We start from the raw sequence: 23,431 nt of genomic DNA, 5'->3' as shown, positions 1-23,431 counted from the left end.
AAATGGGCTTTCGTACTTCTTAAACCAGGGTCCATGGTGCTGAGTACTAATTCCTAAACATCAGCTTCTCGGGCATCAGTTTTTGAACAATAGCTTCTGGAATACGGGTTTATAAAAAAACTGAGTAACCGGGCTTATTGCACCACTGACACCACCTGCGATGCTTCATCCAGCGCCAGTTGCAGCTTATGACCAAAAGCTTTGGATTCTTCATTACTCATGGGGATGCCATCGCGCTTGGTGACATAAAAGCTGTCTTCCGCACGCTCACCCAGTGTGGCAATCCGGGCAGAATGAATGTCCAGTCCCTGCATCATAAACAGACCGCCAATCTTGGCCAGTAATCCCGGCTGATCCAGTGTCATAATTTCCACAATGTTTTGCTGTAGTGCCGTATTTAACTGAATCGTTACTTCCGTTTGCACCGCAAAATGCCGTAATTGTCGTGGAATACGGCGTTCGAGCAGGGTTGGGAATTCTTCCGGTCTAGAGAGCGCATTGGTAAGGGCATAAATCACCTGAGCCTGCCGATCAGTATCGGACAATAGGGTGCCAAAACGATCTAGCACAATATAGGTATCCAGTGAAAAGGCCTTGGCAGCCGTAATAATGCGGGCATCCTGTACGTTGAGATCCATTTGATCCATCACGGCAACGCTAGCTGCAAACAGATTGGGCAGGTCACGGGTATAAATAAAAATTTCAGCAGTATCCTTGGCCAGCTTGCGGTGTTCACGAATCAATACCAGTGGATCAGGGTTATCACCATGTTCAATCATGGCCTGCGTATGCCAGACCACTTCATCGGCACGTTCTTTTAAGAAATAATCATCGCCCATTTCACGCCAGATTTTTTCAATATCCTCGTAAGTATATTGATTGCTTAAGGTTTGCATGGCTTCAAACTTGGTGTCATCAATGATGAGCTGATGATCTACTGGACGATCCAGCCCGCTACGAATGGTGTCACGCGCCTGCGTATACAACTGGCGCATCAGTGAGGCACGCCATGAGTTCCACAGCTTAGGGTTAGTGGCATTAATATCAGCCACAGTCAGGCTATATAAGTAATCCAGATGCACCATATCGCCCATGTGGTCGGCAAAATCCTTAACCACGTCCGGGTCGGAAATGTCTTTCTTTTGCGAGGTAATGGACATCACCAGATGATTGCGGGTGAGCCATGCCACAATTTTTCCTTCACGGTCTGTCAGGCCATGATTACGGCAAAACTCAATCGCATCTTCTGCACCCAGTTCACTGTGATCACCCCCGCGGCCTTTGGCAATATCATGGAAAATTGCAGCCAGATACACGATTTCCTTGCGGTCAAGGCGCTGGAATACCGAACTCACCACGGGATAGTCCTTGGCAAATTCCGGTTTACCAAAACGGCGCAGGTTGCGAATGAGCAGTAGGGTATGGGCATCCACCGTATAGATATGAAACAGGTCATATTGCATCAGGCCGATAATCTGGCCAAAGGCAGGGATATATTTGCCCAGCACGCCATAGCGTTTCATGGCATGCAGGGTTTCATACAGGTTATGTGGTGCGCGCAGGATGGCCATAAACATGGCGCGATGTACCGGATTGGCCCGGAAATTATCATCAATGCTTTTGGCGGCCAGCATCAGCAAGCGCAAGGTTTTGGCACGAATACCGGTAATCTCAACCTGACTGGCCATAATATAAAACAGCTCCAGCAAGGCACTGGGTGTTTCGGAAAAAACCCGATGATGCGTGACAGCAATTTTACCGCCAATCATGTCAAACCGTTCATTGATATTACTTTTATGTGGCTTTTCTTCATCGGTAAGCCGGGGTTCAATCACCGATTCAAAAAAATAGGCCAGCAGCATTTCATTGAGCGTAGAAACTTTCATGGCCACCCGGTAATAGGTTTTCATGAACTGTTCTACCGCATGATTAGGGGCATCATCTTCCTGCTGGATATAACCCAAACGTGCGGCAACTTCGCGCTGGTAATCAAACAGCAGGCGGTTTTCATCACGTCCGGCAATACGGTGCAACTGGTAACGCACTTGCCATAAAAAGTCTTCAGCAACTTCAAGCTCCCGTAGCTCAAATTCACTGATAAAACCCAGGTGAACCAGATCATATACCCGAACTACGCGAAAATGCCGTTTGGCAATCCAGCCAATCTGATTGAGGTCACGCAGGCCACCGGGGGCATTTTTAACATCCGGCTCAAGGTTACTTTCAGTATTGTTGTGCTGAGCATAACGACGCTGCTGTTCCAGCATTTTTTCCTGAAAAAAGGTTTTATCAGTCCATGCGGTAGACACAATCTGGCGTGGTTTTTTGGCCAGTTGCTCATCACCAGCCACCAGTCTGGATTCCACTAGTGTGGTAGCAACCGTAATATCCTGTGCCGCTTCCAGACATTCAGTCATGGAACGCACACTAATACCGGGTTTAAAACCGGTATCCCATAAACTGGATACAAAGCCGGAAATTTTTTCACCCAAGTCCGGTTCGATCTCATGCCGGCTTAAAATCAGGATATCGACATCAGAATAGGGCAGCATTTCACTGCGTCCATAGCCACCCACGGCCAGCAACGCTAAATTCTCGCTGGGCAATGCATGTTGCTGCCATAGCAGCCTGAGCATGTCATCAATGGCTTGCGCGCGTGCATGCACAATATCCCGAATCTTTTCTCCTTCTGCCAGTAACTCATCAAGCTGCTGGTCCAGCGTTTTGCGCCATTCAATCAGGGCGCGGGCCTGGCCCTGTTCCTTGATGGAAGGTTGCTCAATAAACGCCTGGGGAGAAATTGTTGCGAGCATAAAAGTACCTGCATTAAGCCGGAAAAGCCATTAAACCAAATTATGGGAAACAAGCAGCACAATTAAATAGTAAAAAACAAATAGCAAAAAACACGCCAGTACTTGCCCTAGTTAGCAGCAGGCGTATTGGAAATAACCGTTACACTGGATGCCACCTCGCTGGCCAGCTTGCGTGCCGTGTCAGTATCTTCGGCATAAACCGTAGCAACGCCCATACGACGGCGGGCAAAACCTTCTGGCTTGCCAAACAGGCGCAAGTCCGAACCCTTAATGCTTAGTGCTTTTTCAAGATTGCCAAAGGACAGGTTGGATTCATCACGACCTGCATAAATCACGGCACTGGCAGCAGCACTGTGACGGGTAGTATCAACAGGCAGACCCAAAATGGCGCGGGCATGCAGTTCAAATTCACTTTGGCACTGGCTGGCTAAGGTGACCAAGCCTGTATCATGCGGGCGCGGCGACACTTCACTAAACCAGACCATATCGCCTTTAATAAACAGCTCTACACCAAACAGGCCACAACCACCCAGATTGCGGGTCACTGTATCGGCAATATAACGGGTATTGCTCAGCGCTTTGTCACTCATCAGTTGCGGCTGCCAGCTTTCTACATAATCGCCCGCTTCCTGACGGTGGCCAATCGGGTCGCAGAAATGGGTTTCAATGGCACCAGTTTCCGGGTTTTTGGCACGTACTGTCAGCAGGGTAATTTCAAAGTCAAAATTGATTTGTCCTTCTACAATCACCTTGCCCTGATTCACGCGCCCGCCCTGCATTGCATATTCCCATGCTGCATCCACCTGATTATAACTGGTTAGCCGGGACTGGCCTTTGCCACTGGAGGACATCACAGGCTTTACAAAGCAGGGATAACCAATGTCATCACAGGCGGCACGAAAGCTGTCCAGATTGTCGGCAAAGCGATAGGACGACGTTGGCAGGCCAAGCGTTTCAGCAGCAAGGCGACGAATACCTTCACGATTCATGGTCAGGTTGGCTGCCTTGGCAGAAGGAATGACCACTGCCTGACCTTTTTCCTCAACTTCCAGTAACAGATCAGTGGCAATGGCTTCAATTTCCGGCACAATCAGGTGCGGTTGAACCTCATCAATCAGGGCCTGCAATTCATTGCGGTCTGCCATATTCAATACACGGCTGTGATGGGCAACCTGCATGGCTGGTGCATTGGCATAACGGTCGGCAGCAAATACTTCGACGCCAAAGCGTTGCAGCGCAATGGCTACTTCTTTCCCAAGTTCACCAGAACCCAGCATTAACACACGAAACGCTGAAGATTGTAACGGGGTGCCAAGGGTAACAGTCATTGCATGCTCCAGAACAACAGAAGAAATAAGAAAGTGAAAATCAGAAAGCAATCAGGCAAAAATCATAGCATAGCAGATTCGTGTTAAAACCGTCTTTCACTGTAAAAAAAGTATTGGGACCAAGGCTAAAAAATGCTGTCAATGCAATGCCTGCACAATACAACACATAAGCCTTTAAAGTTTTACCGGTTTTTTCGTACAATATCCCCTGTTCTTTAACCAGTGCAGGCAGCAAACACAGTGATTGAAAGTAGCAAGGTAATAAAGGATAGAGTGATCAAAAACAGATTGCAGGCTGGGTTGGCAATTTGTTTAGGCGTTAGTCTTTTAGTCACCCTGACTGGCTGTAATCAATCAGGACAGGATGAGTCGCACAAGCGTGAGATCAAACCAGCTGTTAAATTATCAACCGATGCCTCGCATATTGCCCAGCAAACCTACCAGTTCATATTGAAGACCGAGCCTGTGCTAATGGCGCAGCCTGTCGATATTAGCCAGCTGGAAGCACAGGTTTTTCAGCCTATCAGGCAGTTGTTGTTACGCTGGAATACTGAGGTCAAGCAGTCCGATAGCGTGGTGGGCGATCAATACACCATTTGTCGTGGCGCGCTAATTTCACTGGATAGCTGGGCCAGAAGCATCCAGAATCAAATCCCCGGTCAGGCTGACAAGCAAGCTATTTTTGAAAAGCAAAAAAGTCTCTGTGAAAAGGTTTTGCAAAACCCGATACAGCAGTCCCAGTAAATGCATTGCGCCATTTTTTGCAACATTATTGATAACTTTGGCGACATTGGTGTTTGCTGGCGCCTGGCCCGGCAACTGGCTGTAGAATATCAGTTAAATGTTAGCCTGTTTGTTAATGATCTCAGCAGTTTTGCCATACTGGCGCCACAGCTGCAACCAGAGTTAGCCATTCAGCCACTAGACCAGATTACAGTGCATCATTGGCACCCTGATGTTTATTTTGATCAGCCTTATGACCTCATTATTGAGGGCTTTGGCTGCCGGCTAGAAGATCAACTCATTGACCAGATGCAGCAACAAGCCATTACAGGCCAGCCGCCGCTCTGGATTAATCTGGAATACATGAGTGCCGAACCCTGGGTCATGGATTGCCATGGCATGGTTTCGATTCATCCAGCAACAGGCTTAAAGCAGACTTTCTGGTTTCCCAGCACCACCAAGCAAAGTGGTGGCCTAATCCGGGAGCAGTGTTTGCTTGGTGAACGTGACCAGTTTCAGCAGGATAGCCAACAGCAGGCCGAATTCTGGCACGGTCTGGACTTATCCAATGCCATGCAGTTTTCCAGAAAAATATCACTGTTTTCCTATGAAAATAATGCGATTGCAGACTTACTGACCGCCTTGGCAGAAGATTCTATTGCAACACTGCTGCTGGTGCCCAAAAGCAGGTCCATTCCTGATATTGAGCTTTGGCTGCAATCACACTTGCAGTTGCACAAAACATTGCAGATTGGTGATCAGATAAGCTACCAGAACCTGACAATTGCTGTGCTGCCGTTTTTATCGCATCTGCAATATGACCAGTTGCTTTGGGCCTGTGACCTGAATTTTATCCGGGGTGAGGATTCCTGTGTGCGGGCGCAATGGGCAGGCAAACCTTTTATCTGGCACATTTATCCGCAAGAGGAAAATGCTCACCTGATTAAATTACAGGCCTGGATGGATCAGGTCAAACAACAGGTTAAAAACGAGTATTTGGCAGATTATGCTGCGTGGCAAACGGCAATGCAGGCATGGAATGGCAATACGCCCTCAAATCCCAAACTATGGCAACAACTGCTGACTGACTTGGCCGAATGGAGCAATCTACTGTCTGACTGGAGTGGTTTTCTGACAGCGCAGCCTGATCTGGCTAGGCGTCTTATGCAATGGGTTGAGCAACATCAACTGGAATAATAGTAACTATCCATCAATGGCTGGCATCTAAAAATTTATATTTTTTAACCTTCACCGATAGAAAAGCCTGCAAGAGTTTGGCAAAACCGGAGAGAAATCGGGTAGAATCTTGCACCAACGCAAAAGGGCTTATTTAGGATACATCCCATGAAAACCGCACAAGAAGTTAAAGCTGGCAACGTGATTATGGTTAACGGTCAACCGATGGTTGTTCTTAAAACTGAATTCAACAAGTCTGGCCGTAACGCTGCCGTTGTTAAAATGAAAATGAAAAACCTGTTAAACGAGCAGGCGATGGAATCAGTATTCAAAGCTGATGAAAAGTTTGACCAGATTATTCTGGAAACCCGCGAAGCCACTTATTCATACTTTGCTGACCCTATGTATGTATTCATGGATACTGAGTTTAACCAACTTGAAGTTGAAGAAGAAAACCTTGGCGACGTTAAAAACTTCATTGAAGATGGCATGACTGATGTTTGCGAAGTAACCTTGTATGAAGGCAAGCCGATTGCAGTTGAACTGCCAACCGTTATTGTGCGCGAAGTAGCCTATACCGAGCCTGCTGCCAAGGGTGACACTTCTGGTAAAGTGACCAAAGTAGCCAAGCTAAACAATGGTTATGAGTTGCAGGTTGCTTCTTTCATTGAAATTGGTGAGCGTATTGAAATTGATTCCCGTGATGGTTCTTTCCGTGCCCGCGCGAAAAACTAATCAAAACGTGTGATGTAAAAAGAGGGCTGTGGCTCTCTTTTTTTTATCCTAGACTTTGCAAATAACGTCTAACAATATGAAGCATTCAATCTTCCGGAAAAAAACGCCGGATCATGCCAGCGTTTTTAAATAATTAGGCTATCAGCTTAGACATTAAATCTAAAGTGCATCACATCGCCATCCTGCACCACATAGGTTTTACCTTCCAGACGCCATTTGCCAGCTTCCTTGGCCCCAGCTTCGCCGTTGTACTGAATGAAGTCATCGTAGCCAATCACTTCAGCCCGGATAAAGCCTTTTTCAAAATCGGTATGAATCACGCCAGCAGCCTGTGGTGCCGTTGCACCGACTTTAACGGTCCAGGCACGTACTTCCTTCACACCAGCAGTAAAGTAAGTTTGCAAGCCAAGCAAAGCATAACCGGCACGGATCACCTGATTTAATCCTGGTTCTTCCATCCCCATGGCTTCTAAAAACTCGGCACGGTCTTCATCTTCCAGCAGGGAAATTTCCGCTTCAATCTGATTGCATAATGCCACAACTTGCGCATTTTCACTGGCTGCTAACTGTTTAACTGCTTCCAGATGCGGATTATTGTCAAAGCCGTCTTCTGCCACGTTGGCAATATACATGGTGGGTTTTAGCGTCATTAGGCCAAAACCGCGAATTAGTTTGCGGTCATCATCGGACAAATCAGCAGCACGGGCAGGGCGACCTTCGTTTAACACGGGTTCAATTTTTTCCAGCACGGCTTTGGTTGCCAGTGCATCCTTGTCACCACCACGTGCGACCTTGGTCAGGCGTAGCAATGCTTTTGCGACGGTATCAAGGTCAGCCAGTGCCAGTTCGGTGTTAATGGTCGCAATGTCATCCAGCGGATCGATTTTACCATTCACGTGAATGACGTTTTCATCTTCAAAACAACGTACCACATGGGCGATGGCATCAGTTTCACGAATATTGGCCAGAAACTGGTTACCCAAACCTTCACCTTTACTGGCACCGGCTACCAGACCGGCAATATCCACAAATTCCATGGTGGTTGGAATAATGCGCTCTGGTTTTACAATGGCTGCCAGCTTGTCAAGACGCGTATCCGGCATGGGAACAATCCCGGTATTGGGTTCAATGGTGCAAAACGGAAAGTTTTCTGCTGCAATGGCTGCCTTGGTCAATGCATTAAACAGTGTCGATTTACCCACGTTTGGCAGGCCAACAATACCGCAATTAAAACCCATGAAAGTGCTCATCTATTTAATATAAAAACTGGCGCATATCTTATCATGAGCGAGGGAAAAGCAGAGCATTGCAAGGCCCGGATGCAAGAAAAAAATCTAAGAGTCTTTTTGAGAAGAAGGCAAATGCCGAGTGACACTTCAGCTCGTATAGGCAAATGAGAAACAGACCAAGGTCGGATTAGTCTGTTATGATATGGCAAAATTTCTTAAAAAATCCTGTCTTGGAGTGTTTATGCGCACCTTGTATCAATTTCCATTATCACATTATTGTGAAAAAGCCCGCTGGTTGCTTGATCATAAAGAACTGGATTATGTGGCCAAGAATCTGATTCCCGGCCTGCACCGGCCCTGGGTGCGTTTTAAAACCAGCAAAAACACATTGCCCATGTTGCATGATGGCAAGAACTGGATTGCCGATTCTACCGAGATTGCCCTGTATCTGGATGGCATGTATCCCGAACAGCCATACTTGCGCCGTGAACCCGAGTTTCGTGCCCAAGCCATCGAGCTGGATCAAATTGCCAGCCAGATTGGTGTTCATGTGCGTCGCTGGATGTACCTGTACCTGCTGGATGAACCCGAAACCATGGAAATCATGCTGGGAGAAAAGGGTTTTTTACGATTCACCGAGCGTTTTTCCAAGCCTTTTATTAAAAAAGGTGTGATTCGCTTGTATGGCATTTATCCCAAAAAAGCAGAAGCATCCAAGCAAAAACTGGATACACTGATTAATCAGGTCGAGCAAAAACTGATTGCCAATGGGGGCCGATATCTAGTGAGTGACCGTCTGGGACTGGCGGATATTGCGGTATGCGCCTTATCAGCACCATTGTTTGGGCCACAGGGCACACCCTGGCAGCTTGATGAGCCAGAGCAGTTGCCAGAGCCAATTCGTGCCTATCGTCAGGAATTACTGGATCGTCCATTTGGCCAGTATGTGATGCGTATCTATCAAAATGAACGCCATGCCCGGGTGGACTGGCGCGGCCTTTAATTTGTCTACATAAAAGCCAGTATTAGTTAATGCTGGCTTTTAAATAAAACAATACAAGATGATAAATAATACGTGTAAAAAGAAACAGCATTGTCATTGGTCGGTCATATAAAAACCATTAAATTAATTGGCGCAGTAATTGCATCGCTGGTTATTCAAATCAGTTTATATATTAAGAGAACAGACTGTGCTGAATGCAGTCGTACTGATCAATAACATCATTTTGATGAATAAGGAAAATATGATGAAACGCTTAATTAATTATGTAAATTCAGCCATTGAACTTGAAATTGATGAACAGGATTTTGAGTTTGAAATGGATGATGCAACAGAACTGTAAATTATGACTTTGTTTTTTCGATGTAAAATCTCAGCGCTACTATACTGTTTACGCGGTTTGCTGTGATAGTATAAGCGCTTTATCGCATTTGCATTAAAACGACTATGTTTAGTTTGCACTCCCAGCTGGCTCAGGATACGTTCTGGGTTGGTGATTTCCCACTTTCGACATGTCGCCTCATGAATGACATGCAGTTTCCCTGGTTAATTTTGGTTCCGCGTGTTCCCGGCGTTAGTGAGCTTTATGAGCTCAGTCAAGCCGATCAGGAGCAATTTTTACGTGAGTCCAGTTGGCTGTCCAGCCAGTTAGCCCGCGTTTTCCGTGCCGATAAAATGAATGTTGCTGCATTGGGTAACATGGTACCGCAACTGCATTTCCATCATATTGTGCGTTACCAGAACGATGCTGTCTGGCCAAAGCCAGTGTGGGGTACACCTGCAGTTCCCTATACCAGTGATGTACTGGCTCACATGCGTCAGACTTTAATGCTTGCCCTGCGTGGTCAGAGTGAAATGCCATTTGACTGGCGCATGGAATAATCATTATTACAGACACGTTCTGCGTTACAGGACGTGTCTGGTTCTGCTTTGAAACGCTTTAGGGTATAAGAAATACAGGCCAGATACAGGGATTTGTGTGCTAAGCTTTGATATTCTGAATAAAGATCCTTTGCAGTTTGCGCGATATCATCGTTATGTCGCCTATTTTCTTATACTTATTATTTTTCTCGCTGCACTCTACAGTAATGCTGTTCACCCTAATCATCCATTCGTTATTATTACAACAATTTTCTTAACGCCTTTTATCCAGAATTACAGTTCAAACCGTTTAATCCGTCGTTTCGGTTATCCGCTGGCCAAAAATATAATTTTATTGATTGATGCCCTGTTTGTATCATTTTGGCTGATTAGCATCGAATTTGCTGTTATTCCCAGTTTATTGGTCATTATAGGACTAATTTATGGCGCTATCTGGGTACGGGTAGGCTGGCTTGGCCTTTTAACGGTGGCACTGGTTTCAGTCAGCATGTTGTACCTGTTTTGCTATCTGTTAGGTATCAATGATATTGATTTTAAAAACAGCCCAATGGTGGTTTCAGTTATCAGCATTTTATGCCTGACCATTTATCTGAGTGTAGGACTAGTTTATTTTAATCAGCGCTTGCATCGCATTGAAGGTGAGAAGAAGCATGTAGATGAGCAGGTCACCAAGTATCTGACGCTGGCCAATAAACTGGCGCGTTATGCACCTTCCCAAATCTGGCAGTCGATTATCCGTGGCGACCATGAAGCCAAGATTGATAACAAACGCAAAAAGCTGACCATCTTTTTTTCAGATATTCAGGGTTTTACTGAACTTTCTGAAAAACTATTGCCTGATGATCTGGCATTTATCCTGAATGATTATTTTGAACATATGACCGATATTGCCCGGCGTCATGGCGGGACTGTTGATAAATACATGGGTGATGCCATCCTGATTTTCTTTGGCGACCCGGAATCCAAAGGCTATAAAGAAGATGCCAAAGCCTGTATCTATATGGCAATGGCGATGCTTAACGAAATGAAAATTCTGCGTGAGCGCTGGAAGCGGCTGGGATATAGTGGCCTACATATCCGCATTGGTATTAATACCGGTTATTGCCATGTGGGTAATTTCGGCACCAGCTCACGCATGAGCTATACTATCGTTGGACGCGATGCCAATCTGGCAGCACGGCTGCAAACTGCCGCAGAAATTGACCAGATTTTGATTTCTGAATCCACCTATCAATTGGTTAAAGACAGTTTCACCTGCCTGGAAAAAGGCGAGCTACAGCTTAAAGGCTTAAGTGAACCTGTATTGACCTGGCAAATTGTAGGACGACAGGGCAGTGAAAAAGCTGCAACCAATCGCTGGATTGACTATGAGTTGCAAGGCTTTCACCTACAACTTGATTTAAACGAGCTTAAACCTTATGAAGGGGCAAAAGCCATTCAGATTCTTGAGCAGGTCACCAAGCGACTCAAAATGGAAGAAACCCGCTTTCAGCCGCAAGATAAATATAAGCGTTAGTCTGTTACTCATATTTTGTACTACAATCGATTAATACCCATCTTTAACATTTAATATAGTTCTTAAATTATAGCTATTTAAAAACTAATTTATTATCCTAGTGTAGATTTAAAAATTTGGTAGTAACTCTTTAGAAAACCTTCATTTTACGTAGTCCAAATGAATAATAAAAGGCTAACCAATAGGTTGATTTAAACTATTAGAGATAAAGAATAATTATTAAAATAAATAACACTTGCCGAATCTTATTAGAATTTAATTTAGCTGAGTCGACAAGCGTAACAGTGCTTAAGTTAGTTAGAATTTAAGTCAGGCAGGTATTAAGACACTCATATGCTAAAGTAATTAATGACGCTCTGAGGCATGGTTAATCGTATATTTTGGAATTTCAATTTCCAGATCTTTATCTTCTACTAAAACCTGGCAGGACAGTCGCGAATCTGGCTCCAAACCCCAAGCACGATCTAGCAAATCTGCTTCCACATCATCCATTTCGTCGAGTGAGTTAAAACCCTGACGCACAATCACATGGCAGGTAGTGCAGGCTGCTGACATATCACAGGCATGTTCAATGCAAACTTCATTATCCAGTAAGCTTTGGCACAAATTGGCATTCGGTTCAACCTCAAAGGTTTTCCCTTCAGGACAAAATTGCGGGTGAGGGAGCACAGTAATACGGGGCATGATAGTTCTCTGTAATTTTCTAGCTAAAACCTGATCGGCTTATCAATACGATTTGACACTATGAATTCCAGTCATTAAGACTCGTGCCTTTTAAGGCTGTATCAACATGCTGGTTCATACGAATCGCAGCAAAATTATTGCTATGACCTTTTAGGCGAGCAATAGCCATATCAATCCGGTTAAGCTGATTGGTTTGCAAGGCTTCACGTACAGCTTGCATGGCACGCTGCAAAGCATCCAGATCAATGGCATCCAGCAACTGTCCATCCGCTACAATTGCCTGATCTAGCGCTTCCAGTTCACGTTCTGCCTCAACCTTGGTTTCTTGTAATTGGCGCAGGGTTTTATCTTCTTCGGCAAACTGGAAGCCTTCGGTGAGCAGGCGTGCAGTATCTTGCTCGGATAAGCCATAGGAAGGCTTGATGTTAATCTGGCTATTCACTCCGCTAGTGGCTTCACGCGCAATAACTGACAACAAGCCATCGGCATCAATCTGGAATTTAACTTCAATGCGTGCAGCACCGGCAGTCATGGGCGGAATACCATGCAGCTCAAATTTGCCCAGCGAGCGGCAATGCTCTACCAGATCACGCTCGCCTTGAACCACATGAATCAGCATGGCAGTCTGGCCATCCTTATAAGTGGTAAATTCCTGCTGGCGTGCTACGGGAATAGGCGTATTACGCGGAATAACGCGTTCCACTAGTCCACCCATGGTTTCCAAACCCAACGACAAAGGCGTCACATCCAGAAGTAGTGCGCCATTAGCCTGATTGCCAACAAGCTGATCTGCTGAAATCGCAGCACCGAGCGCTACTACCTGATCAGGGTCCAGTGAGCAGAGTGGGGTTTGTTCAAAAAAATTCGCCACTGCATTTTGAATCGCTGGGGAACGGGTTGAACCACCGACCAAGACCACGGCATCAATCTGGTTAATCTTAATTTTGGCGTCACGCAATACACGTTTGCAAACCGTCAGTGTGCGTTCAATGACAGGCGCAATCAGGGTATTAAACTGGGTGCGATCCAGCTGATATGAAAATTCCTTAAAGTTGAATTGTAGACTTTCCTGTTCTGTCAATTGTTCCTTAACCTGGCGCGCCAGTATCATTAAAGCCTGACTATCCGCAGCAGAAAGGGAAAGGTTTGAAGTTTGCTCGCGAACCCATTTGGCAATGATACGGTCAATGTCATCGCCACCCAGGGCGGTATGTCCGCCGGTAGCCAAAACCTCAAAAATTCCTTTGCTTAACCGCAGCACTGAAACATCAAAAGTACCGCCACCCAGATCAAAAATAACCTGAATTTTTTCTTCGGCACTATCGATTTTATCAAGGCCATAAGCTATGGCCGCTGCTGTAGGTTCGTTCAGAAGTCGTAATACATTCAATCCAGCAAGCTGTGCAGCATCGCGCGTTGCCTGACGCTGGGCTTCATCAAAGTAGGCCGGAACAGTAATCACTGCACCAGTCAGATTGTCAGCCAGTGATTGTTCAGCCAGTTTTTTTAAACGGAACAGAATATCTGCCGAGATTTCTACCGGTGTCTTACGGCCCTGACTGGTGACAAATGCAGGCATCTGGTCATGGTCGCCTTCAAGCGTATAGGGATGCTCAAAACGAATATCATGACGTGAGCGGCCCATAAAACGTTTAACGGAAACAATTGTATTGTGTGGGTCTTGCTCAATAAAATTACGTGCTGCCTGACCTACTGTGGTGGTTTCTGTACCGTAGTGTACCACTGATGGTAATAGCAACTTGCCGTATTCATCAGCCAGTACTACCGGTTTACCAGAACGGACAGTTGCTACTAGGGAGTGAGTAGTCCCCAAATCAATCCCTACTGCAATACGGTGTTGATGCGGAGCAGTGGACTGGCCGGGTTCAGCAATTTGCAGCAACGCCATACGATAAAAACCTTTTTATAACCGTTAAAACCAATAATTAGAAATAGCGCTTAAAACTCGTCATCAAATGCAGCATCCAGATCTTCTGAGCCAAACTCATCAAAACGATCTTCTGCTTTATCAATGTCAAGGAGAACGCGCTGAATGAAGCGCAACTTGCGGGTTGTATCACGGGCATCTACCCAGTCCTGCTCCTCAAGATCAATCTTGAACTCGCGGCTTAAAGCTTCGAGCCATTGAGTAACCTCAATGCGTAGGGAGTCCAGTTGTTCCGGGGTAGAGGCTTCTTCGAGTTGTTCGCGTAGTTCCAGCGCGTGCTGCAAAAACTCCAGATCGCCAATAGAGTTTTCCAGACCGCCATCCTGCTTGTTAAGCTGAAGCAAATAAGCCGCGCGGCTATCGGCGTGACTTAACGTCTGGTAGGCCTGATTAATCTGGCTAGATTGCTGAAGCGCCTGCTGGCCACCATTAGGGTTTGCCTGTTGCCGATCCGGATGGTATTGCTGCTGGAGTTGACGGTATTTAGCCTTGAGGTGAGATAAATCAACATCAAAACTGGGGCTTATATCAAACAGCTCAAAATAAGTCACAGCATCACCTTTAGCGACATCAAAAAAATATATAAAGCCGTTTGCTTAAACGGTAAATGACTCACCACAACCACATTCACCTTTCTGGTTAGGGTTGTTAAATTCAAATCCCTCATTAAGGCCGTTCTTGACGTAGTCCATTTCAAGACCATTCAAGTACACCAGACTTTTTGGATCAACAAACACCTTAACCCCAAATGCTTCAAATGCAGTGTCATGCGGATCAACCTGATCCACAAATTCCAGAACATATGCCAAGCCAGAACAGCCCGAAGTTTTTACACCTACTTTAATACCTTCACCCTTGCCACGATTTTGCAAAAAATCATAGACGTGACGTGCAGCGCGTTCAGTCAAGTGAATCATACGGGTTGCTCCTGTAGCAGGGTGAAACAATAAACTTAAGCTTGGTCAGCAACTTTTTTACTACGGTAATCTTCAATGGCTGCCTTAATGGCATCTTCTGCCAGTACCGAGCAATGGATCTTTACCGGAGGCAAGGCCAGTTCCTGGGCAATGTCCTTGTTTTTGATGGCTTGTGCCTGGTCCAGGGTTTTACCTTTAAGCCACTCAGTCACCAGCGAACTTGAAGCAATTGCAGAACCACAACCATAGGTTTTAAAACGAGCTTCTTCAATGATGCCAGCATCATTAACCTGAATCTGCAAGCGCATCACGTCACCGCATGCTGGTGCACCAACCATGCCAGTGCCGACATTGTCAGCATCCTTATCCAGAACACCCACATTGCGTGGATTTTCGTAGTGATCAATTACTTTGTTGCTGTATGCCATTTTGCTTCTCCAAACCTCGGGGTCAGCGAGTGATAATTAATATGGGGATTGCTCCCCACAATTTAAATCCGTCATTTTTAAAACAAGATCGGGTTAGTGCGCTGCCCACTGTACGGTAGACAGGTCAATGCCTTCTTTATACATATCCCATAGCGGAGAGAGTGCGCGCAACTTGTCAACAGCCGAGCGGGTAAAGGCAAGTACCTGATCAATATCATCTTCAGTGGTATAACGGCCAAAACTAAAGCGGATAGAACTGTGTGCCAGCTCATCAGGTAAACCTAAAGCACGCAACACATAAGATGGCTCTAGTGTGGCAGAGGTACAGGCTGAACCTGAGGATACGGCAAGGTCTTTCAATGCCATCATCAGCGATTCACCTTCAACAAAGTTAAAGCTGACATTCAGGTAGTTGGCAACGCGATAATCCGGATCACCGTTTAAGTGAACTTCTTCCAAATCCTGCAAGCCATTCCAGAGTTTGGTACGCAGGACTTCCAGACGCTGTTGTTCAGCAGCCATTTCACGACCGGCAATCTCAAATGCTTCACCCATAGCCACAATCTGGTGAGTAGGCAATGTACCAGAACGCATGCCACGCTCGTGCCCGCCACCATGAATCTGTGCCTTTAAGCGCACACGGGGGCTACGGCGCACATACAGGGCGCCAATCCCCTTAGGACCATAAATTTTGTGACCTGAAAAACTCATCAGATCTGCTTTCATGCGAGACAGGTCAATTTCTGTTTTACCCGCTGCCTGTGCAGCATCCACATGCAAATAAATGCCACGAGCCCGGGTAATTTCGCCAATCGCTTCAATATCAGTTAGATTACCCAGTTCATTGTTCACCATCATCAATGACACTAAAATGGTATCTTCACGCAATGCAGCTTCCAGCATTTGCGGGGTAATACGGCCGGTACCGGGCTGGACATCCAGATAAGTAACTTCAAAACCTTCATCTTCTAACTGACGGCAGGTATCCAGTACAGCTTTATGCTCAATTTTACTGGTAACGATGTGTTTGCCTTTTTTCTGGTAAAAATGGGCAACACCCTTGATCGCCAGATTGTTTGATTCAGTGGCACCTGAAGTCCATACAATTTCACGGGGATCCGCTTTAATCAGATCGGCAACTTGCTGACGCGCATGCTCCACAGCTTCTTCAGCTTGCCAGCCATAGCCATGCGAACGTGAGGCAGGGTTACCAAATACGCCATCCATAGTCAAAAATTGCATCATGCGATCAGCAACACGTGGATCAACTGGCGTGGTTGCAGCATAATCGAGATAAATAGGACGTTTCATAACAGGTTACCTGCAAGCGTTAAACGTGAAGGATCAATCGGAGAGGCATTCTGGCGTAGCACAACCGCCTGAACATTCTTGCGCTCAACCAGACTCGCAAGGGTAATACCAGCAAGATAATGTTCAATATGATTGGACAAATCCTGCCATAAGTCATGGGTCAGGCACATTGCGCCATTCTGGCAATTGCCTTTATGGTCACAACGGGTTGCATCAACTGACTCATTTACTGCTTCAATGATCTCAAGAACCGCAATATCATGAGCAGAACGTGCCAGCCGATAGCCACCATTGGCACCACGGACACTGGATACCAGCCCCTGACGCTTTAATTTGGCAAACAGTTGCTCAAGATAAGCCACCGAAATGGATTGCCTTGCAGCAATTTCGGCAAGCGTAATAGTTTGGTCAGCTGGCTGGAGTGCGAGGTCAAGCAGGGCAGTCACGGCATAGCGACCGCGAGTGGTCAGGCGCATAATCCGATGAACGCAAAAAATGGAATAGACTAATTTTAATGAATTCCGACTAATTTAGTCAAGTTTAATTCTGACGTTTTTTTAAATAGTTAATATCAATTCTGAAAATATAAATGGCACTAAAAATTGTAAATTTAGGCCATTAGCTAAAGTACCACCAAGTATAAAGTAAACCAGTCAGTAATAACATAATGATCACGCCCAGAATCACTAAAAGTACCTGGTAGCGTTTTTTTATCATTTTGAGTTCATAGGCTTGCTGTTTTGCTGCAATTGACATATTGCTGAGTTGTAGGCGCTGCTCATCAATACGGCGCAATAATGGTTTCATGCGCTGGGAAACCGGTGTTACATCATTGGATTCGAAAGTAAACCAGCTTCGCCAGTCCGAAACAATTTGCGGCAGATTGAAGTATTCCATCAGGTGGCGTAATTCGGTTGCAAGCTGCTGTTCGCCTGTGATGCTAATTTTTTCAAACGATACTGGTTTAGCTGTAAAAAAAGCTCTAAGCAAGGTTAGGGTAGAAGCTGTGACGGTGGCATCAATTTTGGCATTCTGCGCTATCTCAAAGTCAAACAGTACACCTTGCGGTGCAAAGGTGACATAAAACGTGTCACTAGGCAGGTGAGTCTTGACACAAATCAAGGCACGACGCTGAATTAAATGCTGGGCATGATGACGCGACATACGGTCATGCTTGAGCAGGAAAGTAAGCAGAGTTTCAATAAGAATGAGTAAAAAGGACTGAAATAAATTCCGCTCTTGTGGCGCCTGTTGTGAAGGCATACAACATTTTTCCTTGGCAAGCAAAAGGTTAACTTAATAAATAACTAGGTTCTATCTTGTAGAGTTTCGCCACAAAGTCAATAGCTTGTTAGACAAAAATTTAAGAGTGAAATGTTCGCTATGATATATTCAGAGTAATTTACTGTTGAAGTTAAGTGTCGCTTTTACTTAAATGTCAGTCATTATTTTATGGAGAGAGTTATGACCAATAGCAGAAAAAACGAAGTGGATTCTAAAGTTAGTGACACTAACGATGTGTCTTCTGATATGGAAGATAAAAATCAGGAGATGCAAGGCGCGCATAATCGTAAAAAAAATGTTCTGGATTTTCGTAAATATACCAAGCAGATCTGGCTAGCTGGCTTGGGGGCTTTTTCCCGTGCTGAAGATGAAGGAACCCGCCTGTTTGACTCTCTGGTAAAGGTAGGAGAGGAACTTGAATCCAAAACCAGCGATATTGCAGACAGTACGGTTGGGGTAGTGGGCGAAGTTAAAGACCGGGTAACTGGCCGTGTTAGCGATACTAAGGAAAAAGTAGAGCGTGCACTTGATGAGCGGGTTAACTCCACCGTATCACGCATTGGTTTTGCTTCCCATAAGGAAGTAGCGCAACTGGTTGAGTTGATTGAGCGCATGGAACAAAAAATTGATGATTTAACAGAAGAAGTTAAAAAGCTGCGTTCTAAAAAATAGTTTAAATTTTATACAACAGATTAAAAACATAATTTTTTTGATGAAAAAACTTAAAAAAGGCAGCCATTTTTGATCTTTATGGTCTGGATGTGCTTGCCTTGTACTCAACGCATTGATATAAAGTCCTATAAGTCGAGATAGCGATTATTGATTTTTTTAACAAAGTGATTCAGAGGAAGTTGACTTCATGAATAAAGCAGAATTAATTGATGCCATTGCCACCCAAGGGGGTTTATCAAAAGCTCAGGCTAGTCAGGCATTGGATGCAACAATCGGTGCTATTAGCGATGCCCTGAAAGCTGGCGAAACTGTAACGCTGGTTGGTTTTGGGACTTTTAGCGTGAAAGAACGCGCTGCACGTTCTGGTCGTAACCCAAAAACTGGCGAAACCATCAAGATTGCCGCAACCAAAGTACCCGGCTTTAAAGCTGGTAAAGGTTTAAAAGACGCTGTTTCCTGATCAGCGTTCTAGTATCAACGCGCCTTATATGGCGCGTTTTTCGTTTATTTAACGCGTTGAAAACATATAGAACAGCGCTTATATCTCAAATCACTTGTATCTTGAATAATATAAGCTAACATGCTTGCGCATCGTTTTTTTGGTAGGGTTTATGGAAGCGTTTCGTCGTTTAATCAGAGGCTGGCTGGGCAAGGTTTTACTGGTCATTTTTTTAATTCCCTTTGCACTGGTTGGGATCGAGGGCTATTTCAGCAGAAATGGAAATGATGAAACAGCCATTCAGGTGAACAAGGCAAAAATTAGCCAGACAGCGCTTGATACTGCCATTGAAAACCAGCGTAAACAGTTACTGGAGCAGGTAAAAGGGGATGAGAGCCAGCTTAATCAGGATGCAATCAAAAAACTGGTCACTAATAATCTGGTCTATCGTGCCTTATTGCTGGATCAAGCCAAAAAACTGGGCTTTGAATTGAGCGACCAGCAAATTGGTCAGTTAATTCGCCAGGAACCCAGCTTTCACGAAAATGGCAAGTATTCTGATGCACTGTTTCAAACCTATCTGAAAAACTCCGGGACTTCGCTTTCACAGCTTTTAAATGATGTCAGAGAACAGGTGGCAATTCAGCAACTGGCTGGTGGCATTAATGACACCGGGTTAGCCAGTAAGGCTGATATTGACCGGCTAGCAGTCCTGCAAACCGAAAAACGCAAAGTGCATGTTGCCAGTTTGCCATTAAGTGGTTTTGTTGTTGATAGCCAGATTACAGACAAACAGGTTGCTGATTATTACAATAAGAATAAGTCACAACTTAGTTTGCCAGAAAGCGTTGATGTGGATTTTGTTGTGCTGGATAGTAATGCATTAGCATCTCAAGTGCAGGTGACGGATGCAGATATTCAAGCGCAGTACAAGGCTATGCAGGCCAAGAGTGCAGGGGCAGAGGAACGACGCATTCAGCATATCCTGATTGAAGTAAATGGCAAAACTTCTGAAGCAGCAGCCAAACAGCAAATCGAAAAAATTGCTGCACGTATTAAAGCTGGTGAAGATTTTGGTAAGGTGGCCAGTGAAGTATCACAAGACCCTGGTTCTGCTGCCAATAGTGGAGACCTGGGCTTTTTAAGCAAGGGAACCTTCCCGGGTGCATTTGATGATACGGCATTTAGTTTGCCAGTTAATCAGGTGTCCGCTCCTGTTCGTTCGGATGCTGGCTATCACCTGATTAAAGTCAGTGAAATTAAAAAAGACAATGTTGCCAGTTTGGATTCCCTGCGTCCACAACTCATTGCACAAGCGCAACAGAGTAAGCTTGATGAGCTATATAGCGAAACAGTCAATCGTTTAAATGATATGGCTGTTGATACAGACAGCTTGCAGGAATTGGCTAAAGCACAGAAATTGTCTGTTAATTCTGCCAAAAATGTAACCAAGCTAAATGCAACAGAACCTCTAAATAATGCGTCTGTTAAAGCAGCGCTGTTTAATGATGACATTGTGCATGGCGACCGCAAGATTTCTACCGGAATTGAAATTGCTCCCGGTAAAACAATCTGGGTAAAAGTGAACAATTATCATGTAGCACGCCCGCAAACCCTGGCAGAAGCCACAGCTCAAATTAAGCAAACTTTGCAAGCACAAGCACAGCGTGCCAAAGCGGAAGCAAAGGCAAAAGCAATTGTAAATGCCTTGGAGACTAAATCTCCTGTTCAGGTACAGCAGGAAAATAATATTACCCTGCAAAGCCTTGGTGAAATCACTCGGATGAGCGGAGCACCGCTGGCACTGGAGCGTGCAGCATTTGCAGTGGCTAAGCCTAAAGCGAACCAATGGTCTGCAGGTTATTATATTGAAGGTAGTAATCTGATTATTGTCGCTGTATCAGAGGTGATAGCGGGTGATCCAGCAAGTGTGAATCCAGAGCAGCGTCAGCAATTAACCAGCACAATGGCAACCTTGCGTGGTCAGCAGGAACTGGCTGATTATGTTCAATACCTTAAAGCAAAGGCTAAAATTAAATATCATTCTGTTGATGAAGACAGCAAATAATTCTTAATTAGGTACTTAAAAGCCATCCTAAAGGATGGCTTTTTATATGGCGGGTTATTTTTTTGGCTCGCTAAAATAATAATGCAGCTCGTTGGTGGTTTCCGCCACGATATTGCGATCACTTTTGAGAATGACGTCGGAACGCTTTTTGCGCGGGTAGGGGAGCTGGGTACTATCGCCAAATCGTGGAAGCTCATCATTATAGCCAACGATGAAAAGGAATTCATTTAAACTGATCACCTTCTTGGAGTGATTAGCAAAGCGCAACGTAGCCCGATATGAAAACCCAGATTGATAAAAGCGTTTAAGGATTTGCGTGCCATCATTTTCATTTTTAAATTTTTTAATATAGGCAATACTTTCATTAAGCTGGTGAATTTCATGTAAGGCTTTCTGGTTTTCAATCAGCGCTGGAGCATGGTTTTGAAGCATTTCCAGTTGATGTTCGAACCATTCAATGACTTCATCAGGCTCAACCGTGAGAATGGAAATAGCAGGATTTTTGGTAAAATTAACAGCAATGACATCTTCAATAATTAACGGTGTTTCGAGCAATTTAGGCAGTTTTTTAAGCTCAAAACGTTCTACGATTGTCTGAGCCTGTTGCGCATAGTCTTCGATTAATACTTTGATTTCATCTAAATGATATGATGTGAGCATCACTAGACATTTTAAACGTGGTTTACCAAGTAAAAGCGATGAACCTTTGCCAAAGCGCTCTCCCTGACTTTTTACAAAGCTATGTAGCTCAAATGGAACATGCTGTGCTTCAGCCTTCTGGCGCAGTTGCATTAGCGCATTGTGATAACTATCAAACCATTTTGAAATTTCTAACCGCACCAGACTTTGCTGTTCAGCCTGGCTTAAACGTTCTGGTCGCATATTTTTTATCACCTTTTGAGATAACTAGAATTTTATCATAGTGTAAATTCTAATAAAAAATTTAAGTAAATTACTTCTTAAAATTCATCTACCAAATCATATTCAAAAATTCCTATAAGTCATTAAACAGTTAAAAGTATTAACTCTTATAAGATTTATTATGTAAGAGCAGGGAAGATGAAAATAAATTAAAGAATTCGTATTAACTCACCCAATTGTCCAACTGAAGTGCAGGAACACGATTAAATTCTTTAGTGTTATTAGTCACCAGAATAAAACCTTTACTCCGTGCATGGGCTGCGATATGCAAATCGTTGTCACTAATGAGTTGTCCCAGCTTTTTTAAATGAGCTTTGATATTGCCATACTGAATAGCAGCTTCAGTGCCGTAATCCAATACCTGTAGCCGAGATAAAAAATTTTCCACTACCATTAAATTATGTTCTGGCTGGGCACTGTTTTCCGCACCATAGACCAATTCTGCAACAGTGATACTGCTTACACAAATCTGGGAGAAAACACTGTTAAAACGTTCTCTAACTTCTAGAGGCTTGTGTTTTATAACATAAATTACAATATTGGTATCCAGCATATATTTCAGCATTAAAATTGCTCTCGAATGCTTTCAACCTGATCACCACGCTCAAAATCGTCAGTGATGGTCAGGTTTGGATCATCAAAAAAGCTGTCCCATGTTTGTCCTACGGGACTGATGACTCGATCCACACCGATCTGCCGGATATACACCTGTTGAACTGTCGGTGAAAATCGAACACTGGTCGGTAATCTAACGGCCTGTGAACGGTTGTTAGTGAATACACTGGTAACAGTCATCGTTAACTCCTGAAGTTGCCCTAGGCTTAAGTATATAGCAACTAGTTTTATAGTTATAGATAGTTTTAAAGGAGCGTAGTAGTGCTCATCATCAGCAATACTAAAGAAGTCAGTTAGTCTATATCTTATTTAACATAATATACATTATACGACATAAATCGGATACCCGAAAATTTGGCTACTTTTTATTTTAGCCACCAAATTCGACTCACCTAATATTTTATTATTTATGGGATTTGATGCAAATCTTGCTATTTTAATATCTGGCATAAGTAGCTTGCTATTTTTCCTGTTAACAAGTGGTCGTATCCCTTGTTATTTGAGTTCGAGCTTTGCCTTTATTTGAGTTGTTATTGCAGCAACCGGATATTCTGGCACAGGGCTTAATCCGAATCTGGCCACAGCAATGAGTGGTATTATTGCCTGTGGTTTAGTTGTATTAGTTCCGATCTGATCGGACAAAGATCTTGAAAAAGAGAAAGTTACCCGTTTAGATAAAGGTGTCGAATCTTAATCAAACAAAGGTAACTTTCTGATGTTGTATACTACCAATCAAATCATC

The 23,431-nt window shown here is 44.4% G+C and carries 23 protein-coding genes and 1 pseudogene; 10 read left to right on the top strand and 14 right to left on the bottom strand.

Annotated elements, in window-relative coordinates:
* Positions 1-134: 134 nt before the first annotated feature.
* Together glnD and purT are read right to left on the bottom strand one after the other, a co-directional pair.
* Entirely contained in the window at positions 135-2,813 is a 2,679-nt protein-coding gene (glnD, locus tag E2B99_RS06670) for a [protein-PII] uridylyltransferase (protein ID WP_134244163.1), read from the bottom strand.
* Positions 2,814-2,920: 107 nt separating this feature from the next.
* Entirely contained in the window at positions 2,921-4,141 is a 1,221-nt protein-coding gene (gene purT / locus E2B99_RS06665) for a formate-dependent phosphoribosylglycinamide formyltransferase (RefSeq protein WP_134244162.1), read from the bottom strand.
* Positions 4,142-4,441: 300 nt separating this feature from the next.
* On the opposite strand from purT, the gene E2B99_RS06660 reads away from it, so the two are divergent.
* The 3 genes from E2B99_RS06660 (at position 4,442) to efp (ending at position 6,775) form a co-directional block, all read left to right on the top strand.
* Positions 4,442-4,885 carry a hypothetical protein gene (locus E2B99_RS06660; protein WP_166739000.1) on the top strand — a complete coding sequence of 148 codons (444 nt, stop codon included), beginning with the start codon at positions 4,442-4,444 and terminating at the stop codon, positions 4,883-4,885.
* Positions 4,886-6,061, top strand: a complete 1,176-nt coding sequence (earP, locus tag E2B99_RS06655) for an elongation factor P maturation arginine rhamnosyltransferase EarP (protein WP_134244160.1) — start codon at positions 4,886-4,888, stop codon at positions 6,059-6,061. It begins immediately after the preceding gene.
* Positions 6,062-6,208: 147 nt separating this feature from the next.
* A complete protein-coding gene (efp, locus tag E2B99_RS06650) occupies positions 6,209-6,775 on the top strand; it encodes an elongation factor P (RefSeq protein ID WP_026470556.1) in 567 nt (188 codons plus the stop codon).
* 146 nt (positions 6,776-6,921) lie between these two features.
* Here the strand turns inward: efp and ychF are convergent, their stop codons facing one another.
* Positions 6,922-8,013 (bottom strand): redox-regulated ATPase YchF, encoded by a 1,092-nt coding sequence (gene ychF / locus E2B99_RS06645; protein WP_134244159.1) that lies wholly within the window; start codon positions 8,011-8,013, stop codon positions 6,922-6,924.
* A gap of 232 nt (positions 8,014-8,245) precedes the next feature.
* On the opposite strand from ychF, the gene E2B99_RS06640 reads away from it, so the two are divergent.
* The 3 genes from E2B99_RS06640 (at position 8,246) to E2B99_RS06630 (ending at position 11,402) form a co-directional block, all read left to right on the top strand.
* The gene (locus E2B99_RS06640; protein ID WP_134244158.1) at positions 8,246-9,007 is read left to right on the top strand and encodes a glutathione S-transferase family protein; all 762 of its coding nucleotides are present in this window, start codon (positions 8,246-8,248) and stop codon (positions 9,005-9,007) included.
* A 444-nt stretch (positions 9,008-9,451) separates the two neighbouring features.
* Positions 9,452-9,886, top strand: coding sequence for an HIT domain-containing protein (locus E2B99_RS06635; RefSeq protein WP_134244157.1), 435 nt, complete (start codon positions 9,452-9,454; stop codon positions 9,884-9,886).
* 97 nt (positions 9,887-9,983) lie between these two features.
* Positions 9,984-11,402 carry an adenylate/guanylate cyclase domain-containing protein gene (locus E2B99_RS06630; protein WP_134244156.1) on the top strand — a complete coding sequence of 473 codons (1,419 nt, stop codon included), beginning with the start codon at positions 9,984-9,986 and terminating at the stop codon, positions 11,400-11,402.
* Positions 11,403-11,747: 345 nt separating this feature from the next.
* Here the strand turns inward: E2B99_RS06630 and fdx are convergent, their stop codons facing one another.
* The 8 genes from fdx to E2B99_RS06590 form a co-directional block, all read right to left on the bottom strand.
* Positions 11,748-12,086 (bottom strand): ISC system 2Fe-2S type ferredoxin, encoded by a 339-nt coding sequence (gene fdx, locus E2B99_RS06625; RefSeq protein ID WP_134244155.1) that lies wholly within the window; start codon positions 12,084-12,086, stop codon positions 11,748-11,750.
* 58 nt (positions 12,087-12,144) lie between these two features.
* On the bottom strand, positions 12,145-13,995 hold the full coding sequence (hscA, locus tag E2B99_RS06620) for a Fe-S protein assembly chaperone HscA (protein WP_134244154.1): 1,851 nt from the start codon (positions 13,993-13,995) through the stop codon (positions 12,145-12,147).
* 50 nt (positions 13,996-14,045) lie between these two features.
* A complete protein-coding gene (gene hscB / locus E2B99_RS06615; RefSeq protein WP_134244153.1) occupies positions 14,046-14,585 on the bottom strand; it encodes a Fe-S protein assembly co-chaperone HscB in 540 nt (179 codons plus the stop codon).
* Between the two features lie 45 nt (positions 14,586-14,630).
* Positions 14,631-14,951, bottom strand: a complete 321-nt coding sequence (iscA, locus tag E2B99_RS06610) for an iron-sulfur cluster assembly protein IscA (RefSeq protein ID WP_026470563.1) — start codon at positions 14,949-14,951, stop codon at positions 14,631-14,633.
* 35 nt (positions 14,952-14,986) lie between these two features.
* Entirely contained in the window at positions 14,987-15,379 is a 393-nt protein-coding gene (iscU, locus tag E2B99_RS06605) for a Fe-S cluster assembly scaffold IscU (RefSeq protein WP_026470564.1), read from the bottom strand.
* A 93-nt stretch (positions 15,380-15,472) separates the two neighbouring features.
* Positions 15,473-16,690, bottom strand: a complete 1,218-nt coding sequence (locus E2B99_RS06600; RefSeq protein ID WP_134244152.1) for an IscS subfamily cysteine desulfurase — start codon at positions 16,688-16,690, stop codon at positions 15,473-15,475.
* Entirely contained in the window at positions 16,687-17,166 is a 480-nt protein-coding gene (locus E2B99_RS06595) for an Rrf2 family transcriptional regulator (protein ID WP_134244151.1), read from the bottom strand. Before E2B99_RS06595 ends, E2B99_RS06600 begins: the two co-directional genes overlap by 4 nt.
* Positions 17,167-17,308: 142 nt before the next feature.
* A complete protein-coding gene (locus E2B99_RS06590) occupies positions 17,309-17,953 on the bottom strand; it encodes a hypothetical protein (RefSeq protein ID WP_134244150.1) in 645 nt (214 codons plus the stop codon).
* 201 nt (positions 17,954-18,154) lie between these two features.
* Here E2B99_RS06590 and E2B99_RS06585 point away from each other — a divergent pair, with 201 nt between their 5' ends.
* The 3 genes from E2B99_RS06585 to E2B99_RS06575 all read left to right on the top strand — a co-directional run bounded on the left by E2B99_RS06585 (position 18,155) and on the right by E2B99_RS06575 (position 21,153).
* Positions 18,155-18,646: a phasin family protein gene (locus E2B99_RS06585; RefSeq protein WP_430981456.1), complete on the top strand. Its 492-nt coding sequence runs from the start codon at positions 18,155-18,157 to the stop codon at positions 18,644-18,646.
* A 187-nt stretch (positions 18,647-18,833) separates the two neighbouring features.
* Positions 18,834-19,106 (top strand): HU family DNA-binding protein, encoded by a 273-nt coding sequence (locus E2B99_RS06580; RefSeq protein ID WP_134244149.1) that lies wholly within the window; start codon positions 18,834-18,836, stop codon positions 19,104-19,106.
* Positions 19,107-19,257: 151 nt separating this feature from the next.
* Positions 19,258-21,153 (top strand): SurA N-terminal domain-containing protein, encoded by a 1,896-nt coding sequence (locus E2B99_RS06575; RefSeq protein ID WP_134244148.1) that lies wholly within the window; start codon positions 19,258-19,260, stop codon positions 21,151-21,153.
* 54 nt (positions 21,154-21,207) lie between these two features.
* On the opposite strand, the gene E2B99_RS06570 is transcribed toward E2B99_RS06575, so the two are convergent.
* The 3 genes from E2B99_RS06570 to vapB form a co-directional block, all read right to left on the bottom strand.
* Positions 21,208-21,945, bottom strand: coding sequence for a hypothetical protein (locus E2B99_RS06570; RefSeq protein WP_134244147.1), 738 nt, complete (start codon positions 21,943-21,945; stop codon positions 21,208-21,210).
* Positions 21,946-22,237: 292 nt separating this feature from the next.
* Positions 22,238-22,627 (bottom strand): type II toxin-antitoxin system tRNA(fMet)-specific endonuclease VapC, encoded by a 390-nt coding sequence (gene vapC / locus E2B99_RS06565; RefSeq protein ID WP_346553859.1) that lies wholly within the window; start codon positions 22,625-22,627, stop codon positions 22,238-22,240.
* Between the two features lie 11 nt (positions 22,628-22,638).
* Positions 22,639-22,869, bottom strand: coding sequence for a type II toxin-antitoxin system VapB family antitoxin (gene vapB, locus E2B99_RS06560; RefSeq protein WP_134244145.1), 231 nt, complete (start codon positions 22,867-22,869; stop codon positions 22,639-22,641).
* A 229-nt stretch (positions 22,870-23,098) separates the two neighbouring features.
* Here vapB and E2B99_RS06555 point away from each other — a divergent pair.
* Positions 23,099-23,305: pseudogene (locus E2B99_RS06555) on the top strand (solute carrier family 23 protein); the annotation flags it as partial.
* Positions 23,306-23,431: the final 126 nt, after the last annotated feature.

The organism is Alkanindiges illinoisensis (assembly GCF_004377485.1).
In the GTDB taxonomy this organism is placed as follows: Bacteria; Pseudomonadota; Gammaproteobacteria; order Pseudomonadales; family Moraxellaceae; genus Alkanindiges; species Alkanindiges illinoisensis_A.
The sequence above is the reverse complement of the archived record's forward strand: the minus strand, read 5'-3'. Positions and strand labels throughout refer to the sequence as shown.